The sequence below is a fragment of the Verminephrobacter aporrectodeae subsp. tuberculatae At4 genome, assembly GCF_000193225.1.
GTDB lineage: Bacteria > Pseudomonadota > Gammaproteobacteria > Burkholderiales > Burkholderiaceae_C > Acidovorax > Acidovorax aporrectodeae.
In genome coordinates, this window is the sequence record NZ_AFAL01000721.1 from 1 (window position 1) to 8,595 (window position 8,595).

Sequence of the window (8,595 nt, forward strand, 5' to 3'; positions counted from 1 at the left end):
CGGATGGGTCGAGGAGCTCATCATGCGGCTCGCCGATTTCAGCTTTGCGTTTCCGGCCATCATCTTGGCGATCATGCTGACGGCGGTGTTTGGCGCCGGAGTCGTGAACTCCATCATTGCCATCGGCATCTTCAACGTCCCGATCTTCATCCGGATCACCCGCGCCTCGGCGAACGCCGTGTGGTCGCGCGAATACATCCTGGCGGCGCGTGCCTGCGGCAAGGGCAGCTGGCGCATCACGCTCGAGCACGTGCTGCCGAATATCCTGTCGGTGCTGATCGTGCAGGTGAGCCTACGGTTCGCCATCGCCATCCTGGCCGAGGCGGCGCTGTCCTACCTGGGGCTGGGAACGCAGCCACCGCAGCCCTCGTGGGGCCGCATGCTCAGCGAGGCGCAGGAGCGGATGTTCCAGGCGCCCCTGCTGGCCGTGTGGCCGGGCCTGGCGATTGCGTTGGTGGTGCTCGGCCTGAACCTGCTGGGCGACGGTCTGCGCGACCTGCTCGACCCGCGCCTCGCGCGCAAGCGCTGAAACATGCACGCAGCGCGGCCCATGCCCTTGCTCGAAGTCTCCAAGCTGCGGATCCGTCTGCAAACCCACCGGGGCCCGGCCGACGCCGTGCGGGACCTGGGTTTTTCTCTGGCGCGCGGCGAAACCCTGGGCCTGATCGGCGAGTCGGGCTGCGGCAAGTCCATCACCGCAATGGCGCTCATGGGCCTGCTGCCCGAGGGCGCAGGGCTCGGCGGCAGCATCCGCTTCGATGGCCAGGAACTCGTGGGCCGCAGCGACGCGCAGATGTGCCAGATACGCGGCAACCGCATCGGCATGGTGTTCCAGGAACCCATGACGGCGCTCAACCCGGTGCACAGCATCGGTCGCCAGGTGGCCGAGCCGCTGCGCCTGCACCGCGCAATGGACGCGACCGCGGCCCGCGCGGCGGCGATTGCGCTGCTCGATCGTGTGGGAATCCCCGACGCGGCGCGGCGCTTCGGCGCGTACCCGCACCAGTTCTCGGGCGGGCAGCGCCAGCGCATCACGATTGCCATGGCGCTGGCCTGCGGGCCCGACCTGTTGATCGCCGACGAGCCCACCACGGCGCTCGACGTGACCATACAGCAGCAGATCCTGGACCTCATCAGCGATCTCGTTGCCGAGCGCAACATGGCGCTGATCCTGATCTCGCACGACCTGGGCGTGATCTCGCAGAATGTGGACCGCATGCTCGTGATGTACGGCGGCAGCGTGGTCGAGAGCGGCCCCACCGCGTCCGTCTTCTCGGCCATGGCGCACCCCTATACCCGCGGACTGTTTGCCGCGCGCCCGCATCTGGGCGCCGGGCCCGCGCAGGGCCCGCGCCCCCGCCTGGCGACGATTGCAGGGATGGTTCCCGAACTGGCCGACCTGCCCGCGGGGTGTCCGTTCGCCGGGCGCTGCGCTTACACCGCGGCGGACTGCTACCACGAACGCCCCCGGGCGACGCGGGTCGCCGCCGACGCCGGGCACGAGGTGCGCTGTCTGCGCCAGGAGGCCATTGCCCAGGTGCGCGATGCATGGGCCGAGGAAGCCGCATGACCCTGGAACACCAGGGCAGCCCCAGCGAAGACGCTGCCCTGCTCCAAGTGCAAGACCTGGTGCGTGCGTACACGCTGCCGCGTGAGCATCTCTTTCGCCCCCCGGGCAAGGTGCAGGCGCTCGATGGCGTGAGCTTTTCGGTGCACAGCGGCCGCAGTCTGGGGGTCGTGGGCGAATCGGGCTCGGGCAAATCGACGCTGGCGCGCCTGGTCATGGCCCTGGACGCTCCCACCTCGGGAACGGTGCATCTGCTGGGCCGCAATCTGCACCGGCTGTCCCCCGCCGAACTGCGCCAGGCGCGCAGCGATTTCCAGATGGTGTTCCAGGACCCCTACGGATCGCTCGACCCGCGCCAGAGCGTCGAGCGCATCGTCACCGAACCGCTGCAGGCCCTGCGCGCAAGCAGCCGCGCCGAGCAGCATGCACGCGCCGTGCAGGTGCTGGAGCAGATCGGGCTGCGCCCCAACGACTTGGGAAAATACCCGCACGAGTTCTCCGGCGGCCAGCGCCAGCGCATTGCCATTGCGCGCGCGCTCATCACGCGCCCGCGCCTGATCGTCGCCGACGAGCCCGTGAGCGCACTCGACGTCTCCGTGCAGGCCCAGGTGCTGAACCTGATGCAGGATCTGCAGCAGGAATTCGGTGTCACCTACATGCTCATCAGCCACGACCTCGCGGTGGTGAGCCATCTGTGCGACGAGGTCGTGGTGCTCTACCAGGGCCGCATCGTCGAGCGGGGTTCGCCGGCGCAGCTGTTCCGGAACGCGCAGCACCCCTATACCCGCTCGCTGGTCGCCGCCGTGCCGCAGGTGCAGCCGGGCCGCGCGCGGGCCCGGCGTGCGGCGGCCGCGGCAGGGAGCGCAGCAGCTACCCCCCGATGGTGTAGGCTGCTGCGCCTCCCGGCAGCACATGGCGCTGCCGGGGCTTTTGTTCTTGCATCTGCTTTTTCTGGAGCGTTTCGATATGCCAAATCGCCGTACCGTTCTTGCCACTGGCGCCGTCGCTGCACTGCCCCTGTCCCTCCCGCTCTGCGCCCTGGCGCAGAGCCGCAGAGACAGCGTAGTGCTGGGTATGGTGCTCGAACCCCCGGGCCTGGACCCGAGCACCGGCGCCGCGTCGGCCATCGCGGAAATCGTGCAGTACAACATCTTCGAGACGCTCACGAAGATCCAGTCCGACGGCAGCGTGAAGCCACTGCTCGCCGAGAGCTGGGAGGTCTCGCCCGACCTCAAGACCTATACCTTCAGGCTGCGCCGCGGCGTGAAGTTCCAAAACGGCGAACCCTTCAACGCGGCGGCCGTGAAGTTTTCGTTCGACCGCGCGGGCGGCGAGCAGAGCAGCAACAAGAGAAAGCCGTCCTTTGCCAGCCTCAGCACGCAGGTGATCGACGAGCACACCGTGGTGCTGCTCAACAAGGACATCGACCCGGACCTGCTCTTCATGCTCGGCGAAGCCGTGTCCATCATCGTCGAGCCCAAGAGCGCGGAGAGCAACGCGACCAAGCCCGTGGGAACGGGCCCGTACCGGCTTGGCGCCTGGAACAAGGGCTCGTCGGTGGTGCTCACGGCCTGGGAAGGCTTTCGCAACCCGGCAGCGATCCGGATCAAACGCGCCAGTTTCCGCTTCATCCCGAACTCCGCCACCCATATTGCGGCGCTGCTCGCGGGCGATATCGACGTATTCCCGCGCACCACGGAGCGCGGTATCGAACAGTTCAAGGGCGACCCGCGCTTTCAGGTCACGGTCAACGGCTCGCGCGCCAAGACCATCCTGGCCATGAACAACGCCAGAAAGCCGCTGAATGACCTGCGCGTGCGCCGCGCGATCGCCGCCGCGGTGGACCGCAGGGCCGTCATCGAGGCCGCTGCCAACGGCTATGGCACCCCCATCGGCAGCCACTACGTGCCAGGCGCCTTCGGCTACGTGGATACGACCGGTGTGAACCCGTACGACGTGGAAAAGGCCAAGAAACTGCTCGCGGAAGCCGGAATCAAAACGCCGCTGGAACTGAGCATGACGCTGCCCCCGACTGCGTATGCCCGACTGGGCGGCGAGGTGATCGCGGCGCAACTGGCCAAGGTGGGAATCATCGCCAAGATCCAGAACGTGGAGTGGGCGCAGTGGCTCAGCGGAACCTACGGCAACAAGAACTATGACCTGACCCTGATCTCGCACGTGGAGCCCTTCGATCTGGGCAACTTTGCCAAACCCGACTACTACTGGGGCTACCAGTCGCCCCGGTTCAACGAACTGTTCCAGCAGATCAGAAGCACTGCGCGCCCCGCCGAGCGCGCGCGCCTGCTGGGCGACGCACAGCGCCTGCTGGCCGAGGACGCGGTGCATGTCTTCCTCTACCAGAACCAGTGGGTCACGGTGGCGAACAAGAACCTCAAGGGTCTGTGGAAGGACATGCCGGTGTTCGTGAACGACCTTTCCGCGCTCTCCTGGACCTGAAGCGCAGACCCCCGCCATGAGCGCGCTCCACGACCTGTCCGCCCACACCCTGATCGCCGCCTACCGCCAGCGCAGTCTCTCGCCCGTCGAGGTCACGCAGGCCGTGCTGGCGCACGTCGAACGCTGGGAGCCGCAGCTGCGCGCCACCTATCTGCTGCGCCCCGACGCCGCGCTGGCGCAAGCGCGCGCGTCCGAGGCCCGCTGGCTGCGCGGCACGCCCCTGGGCGCGCTCGACGGCGTGCCCTGCACCATCAAGGAAAACATCGCCACCCGGGGCGACCCGATGCCGCTGGGAACGGCGGCCGTCGAGCCACGGCCCGCGGCCGCCGACGCGCCCCCGGCCGCACGCATGCGCGAGGCCGGCGCGGTGATCCTGGCCAAGACCACCATGCCCGACTACGGCATGCTGTCCTCGGGGCTGTCGAGCTTTCACCCGCTCGCGCGCAACCCCTGGGATTTGACCAAGGGCCCGGGCGGCTCCAGCGCGGGGGGCGCTGCTGCTGCGGCCGCGGGCTACGGCCCGCTGCATATCGGCACCGACATCGGCGGATCGCTGCGCCTGCCCGCCAGCTGGTGCGGCATCTTCAGCCTCAAGCCAAGCCTGGGCCGCGTCCCGATCGACCCGCCCTATACCGGCCGCGCCGCAGGCCCCATGACCCGGACCGTCGCCGACGCCGCCTTGCTGATGCAGGTGCTCAGCCAACCCGACGCCCGCGACAGCATGAGCCTGCCGGCGCAGGACATCGCCTGGAGCCGCTTCTCCGCCGGCGCCGAGAGCCTGCGCGGTCTGCGCATCGGCCTGCTGCTCGACGCGGGCTGCGGCCTGACGCTGGACCCCGAAGTGCAGGCCGCCGTGGAACGTGCTGCGTGGCGCATCGAGGCTGCGGGCGCGATCGTCTCCCCCATGCAGCCCTTCATGACGCAGGCCATGCTCGACGGCATGGACCGCTTCTGGCGCATGCGCACGCACATCGACCTGCAGGCCCTGCCGCCGCAGCGGCGCGCCAAGGTACTGCCTTATATCCTCGCCTGGGCCGACAGCGTGGCCGGCATGGGCGGCGCCGAAGTCTTCCACGCGAGCCAGCAGTTCCACCTGACCCGTGTGCACACCGTCCGGGCTTGCAATGCCTTCGACTACGTGATCTCGCCCGTGGCCCCGATCCCCGCCTTCCAGGCCGAACTGCCTTCGCCGACGAACGACCCGCTGCGCCCGCTCGAACATATCGGCTATACCGTGCCCTTCAACATGTCCGAACAACCCGCCGCGTCGGTCAACTGCGGCTACACCGCCAGCGGCCTGCCCATCGGCCTGCAGATCGTCGGCGCCCGCTTCGACGACCTGGGCGTGCTGCAACTGGCGCATGCGTTCGAATCAATCCGCGAACCGCAGCGCGCCTGGCCCCGGCCGGACTGAAGGGACCGGGTGATGCAGTCGGTATTCACCCCTTGAGGTTACGCGCCGTCATGGTCATTTTGGATCCAGCCCAGCTTGTCAGGATCGAAGCTGTTCATCGAGGCTTCATGTACCAGCACCTCTTTGCCGCTGGTTGCCTGCTTGCCGCTCAAGGCACGGACCTGATGGCTGTCAGAGTCGAGATGGACGAAGACATCGAACTGCAATTCCCATCCCTAACGATCTATGTGCAGGTCAAGACGCGGAACCGTCCACTGATCCAATCCGACATTGAGGGCGCATTGAGTCGATTTACGGCACTGCAACAGGAGCACACCTCAGGCCGTAGGGCCGGCGAAGCCCAGTTCGTGATTGTCTCGACTCAACCACCCTGTTCGGCGCTGGCCAAACGCGACCTAAGCTACGTTTCGTTGGAATGGCCCGTGGGTCGACTTGGACCTCAAACCCAGGCCCTACCCCCGGCTTGGCGAGACATTCCGAGTGCGGTCGCTTGGTGCACGACGGTCGCAGAAAAGTTGCCGCTGCGAACGATCGCAGCCGAAACGCTCGTTTGGAAGCTGGCCGCAAACGTGGCGCTTGCGTCCAGCGGCACAGAGCCCTACGGCGATCATCAGTTCCTTGCGAAGAACCTGCCGGTCCTCTTCGAACAGTTCGCATGCCAGTTGCACGACTTCCCTGAGCTGCTGCCTCATTACAGGCCGCACCAAAACGAACCTGCGATTGAATCGACGGCGCACGTTCGGGTCGTCTGCGGCTTTTCGGGGGCGGGGAAGACGTCGTGGGCGGCGCAGACTGCCGCCCATTCAGGAAATTCATGCGCCTACTACGACGCGGGAGACACTGCTCCTGCAGCCCTGTCATCAGCCCTCGTGCGGGAATGCGCCGCCCAACTGGCGGGAGCAGTAGCTTTGGAAAGGGTTCTGCTTCCCGGCGCAAGCGGCCTCGAATCGCTTCGAGCCCTGGACCAGGCATTGGAGGAGAAAGGCCGTACCCCAATCTTGGTGATCGACAACGCCCACACCTTGCCGTCCACAGCTCTGGAGCAGGTCGTAAGGAATACGTCGTGCATACGTCTGGTGTTGCTGTGCCACCCCGGGCGTACGGTCGCGGAGTTGGAAGCTTTGCAGGGCATCCAGCGCGAGGAACTTTGCGGCTGGTCTGTTGATGATGTTGCAGGCGAAGCTGCAGGGCTCGGTTGCACCGGCACGATCGAAGGAATGGAGCGACTGCGGGTCCAGACAGGAGGCTATCCCTTGTTCGTGCAAAGTGCAGCTCGCTTGGCAGCAGCGGAGCATAGTGGCGGCATCGATGAGTTCGTGCAGTCGCTTGAGAGAGGCATCCACGGCGCAGTCACCGCCCAGGAAATGATCCTGAAGCATGTTTTCGATAGCTTGGCACCTCAGCTGCAGCAGGCAGTCTGCGCCCTTAGCTTCTCTGACGTACCGCTATATCGGGCAGAGATCCTCAAGTTGCTGACGGAGTGTCTGGCCATGGAGGAAGCGACGGCCGCCAGCACACTGAGGCAGCTCAAGACGCGGGGGTTGGCGCAGAGCGTTGGAGGCGATCGTGTTCGCATTCACGATGCTGTTCGCACCCTCGGCAAGACTCGGTCTAACGAAATGCCAGAGCGCAGGGCGCAGGCGCAAAAGGTCTTGGCCGAGATCATCTTGCAATCTTTGCAAGAGCGTCGTGATTTCGCGCGAATCGTTTTTTGGGCAAAACTGCTGTCCGCACTCAATCACCTTGAACCCCTGATAGAACTGATGGGAGAAGAGATCTTCCATGAGATGGGCGTGATTCCAGAAGTTTCGTCGGCATTGGAGCAAGCGTTGGCCTCAGGGGTGTTGAATCCTGTGCAGCAATTCTGGGCTTACGACGGCTTGATCTTCGCAGCGTTCAAGCACGGAGTGCGCGAGCAAACCGACAAGGTGGCCGAGTGGTTTTCGGCAAGTGAGCGCGTCATTGAGCAGTTCGGCCTTTCGCCCACGCATCGACACCGGCTCTGGATGAAGCGCATGCGCTTTGCGGCCGCACGAGGCGATAAGGACAGCATGATGTCCGCACTCGAACAGGTGTCGCGCGATATGCCTGATCGAAAGGACTATCGTCGTGTGCTGGCATACAACACTGCGGCGGCTTTTTTTTTGTAGGCATGTACCGTGTCGCTGAGGAGCTTGTTTCCGGTGTCATTGGAGAGTACTGCGAAGTGTTTTGCATTTCCCCGGCGCAGGTGATAGGGCTAAAGCAAGCGGAGCCCTGGAAGGCAATTGACAAACCATCGCTCGACATTGATGACGCAAAGCATTTCGCAGATGCACTTGACCTTCTGACTATGATTGGTCGAAAGACGGGGCGCAGAGCCCCGCTCACCACGGGAATCCGTGCAATGCAGTTCTACGAGATTGCTGGCGCCGTAGATTCCTACGTGCGCGTCGGACTCGACGTTGCTGATGACCACGTGAACATAAATGACCTCCTGGGAGCTCGTCACATGATGGAGGCCTTTGTCTTGCCTTTCATCCAGCGACATTCCATGGTGGGCAGGATGCTTGATGCACGCGGCTTGTATGCAGTGATATTGGCTTATAGCGGTGAGTTCAACGAAGCGGAACTACAAATGCAGCAGCTAGAGCCCCTCATCAAAGGGGCGCCGCCGCAGATGCAAACCCAACTCGCAGGTCAGGAGCGCCTCATTGCCGAAATCCGTCTGAAGGGGCATCCACCTCAGCGCAGACTGCGAGAGGACGCTATATCCAGGCCGTCAGTTGCCCAGCCTGCGCCAATAGCACGCGAGCGCGCGAAGGTGGGGCGCAACGAGTCATGCCCCTGCAACTCTGGCCTCAAGTTCAAAAAGTGTCACGGCGCATGATCCCGAACTACATCTCAACAGGGGCTTAGCCAATGTTCCAAGTCCATATTGGTTTGCCGCGTTAGCGACGACAACTCTGAACCCATCTCTTTATACACAAGCCCCCGAGCATAAGCTATGCTACCTATTTCATAGCGAAAGCACACAATGAACTGGGTAGCCACGGAATTCAAGAGCATGAACCTGGGGGACCCCAGACGCAAACAGCGTGCGATCCACCTGATCGAGAGCTTGAGCGCCAAGCCCACGGCCAGTATCCCCCAAGCCTGCGGCGATTGGGCCGACACC

The 8,595-nt window shown here is 64.7% G+C and carries 7 protein-coding genes and 1 pseudogene; all 8 read left to right on the forward strand.

Going from position 1 to position 8,595, the window contains the following annotated elements; translation table 11 throughout:
• On the forward strand, positions 1–529 hold a 529-nt coding region (locus VTU_RS0120580; protein WP_010108142.1), incomplete at its 5' end, for an ABC transporter permease.
• Between the two features lie 21 nt (positions 530–550).
• Positions 551–1,570, forward strand: coding sequence for an ABC transporter ATP-binding protein (locus VTU_RS0120585; RefSeq protein ID WP_010108144.1), 1,020 nt, complete (start codon positions 551–553; stop codon positions 1,568–1,570).
• Positions 1,567–2,433: pseudogene (locus tag VTU_RS31985) on the forward strand (ATP-binding cassette domain-containing protein); the annotation flags it as partial. The gene VTU_RS0120585 and the pseudogene VTU_RS31985, both read left to right, overlap by 4 nt.
• 100 nt (positions 2,434–2,533) lie before the next feature.
• Entirely contained in the window at positions 2,534–4,024 is a 1,491-nt protein-coding gene (locus VTU_RS0120590; RefSeq protein ID WP_029554614.1) for an ABC transporter substrate-binding protein, read from the forward strand.
• Between the two features lie 16 nt (positions 4,025–4,040).
• Positions 4,041–5,438 (forward strand): amidase, encoded by a 1,398-nt coding sequence (locus VTU_RS0120595; RefSeq protein WP_010108148.1) that lies wholly within the window; start codon positions 4,041–4,043, stop codon positions 5,436–5,438.
• A gap of 50 nt (positions 5,439–5,488) precedes the next feature.
• Complete coding sequence (locus tag VTU_RS28990; protein ID WP_081479901.1) at positions 5,489–7,588, forward strand: ATP-binding protein; 2,100 nt, start codon at positions 5,489–5,491, stop codon at positions 7,586–7,588.
• A 2-nt stretch (positions 7,589–7,590) separates the two neighbouring features.
• Positions 7,591–8,307 carry a YecA family protein gene (locus VTU_RS28995; protein ID WP_010108150.1) on the forward strand — a complete coding sequence of 239 codons (717 nt, stop codon included), beginning with the start codon at positions 7,591–7,593 and terminating at the stop codon, positions 8,305–8,307.
• Between the two features lie 147 nt (positions 8,308–8,454).
• On the forward strand, positions 8,455–8,595 hold a 141-nt coding region (locus VTU_RS31990), incomplete at its 3' end, for an IS4/Tn5 family transposase DNA-binding protein (RefSeq protein ID WP_010108151.1).

Coding starts and splice junctions, on each gene's coding strand:
- VTU_RS0120590 (WP_029554614.1), top strand. CDS start 2,534: ATGCCAAATCGCCGTACCGTTCTTGCCACTGGCGCCGTCGCTGCACTG.
- VTU_RS28990 (WP_081479901.1), top strand. CDS start 5,489: ATGGTCATTTTGGATCCAGCCCAGCTTGTCAGGATCGAAGCTGTTCAT.
- VTU_RS0120595 (WP_010108148.1), top strand. CDS start 4,041: ATGAGCGCGCTCCACGACCTGTCCGCCCACACCCTGATCGCCGCCTAC.
- VTU_RS28995 (WP_010108150.1), top strand. CDS start 7,591: ATGTACCGTGTCGCTGAGGAGCTTGTTTCCGGTGTCATTGGAGAGTAC.
- VTU_RS0120585 (WP_010108144.1), top strand. CDS start 551: ATGCCCTTGCTCGAAGTCTCCAAGCTGCGGATCCGTCTGCAAACCCAC.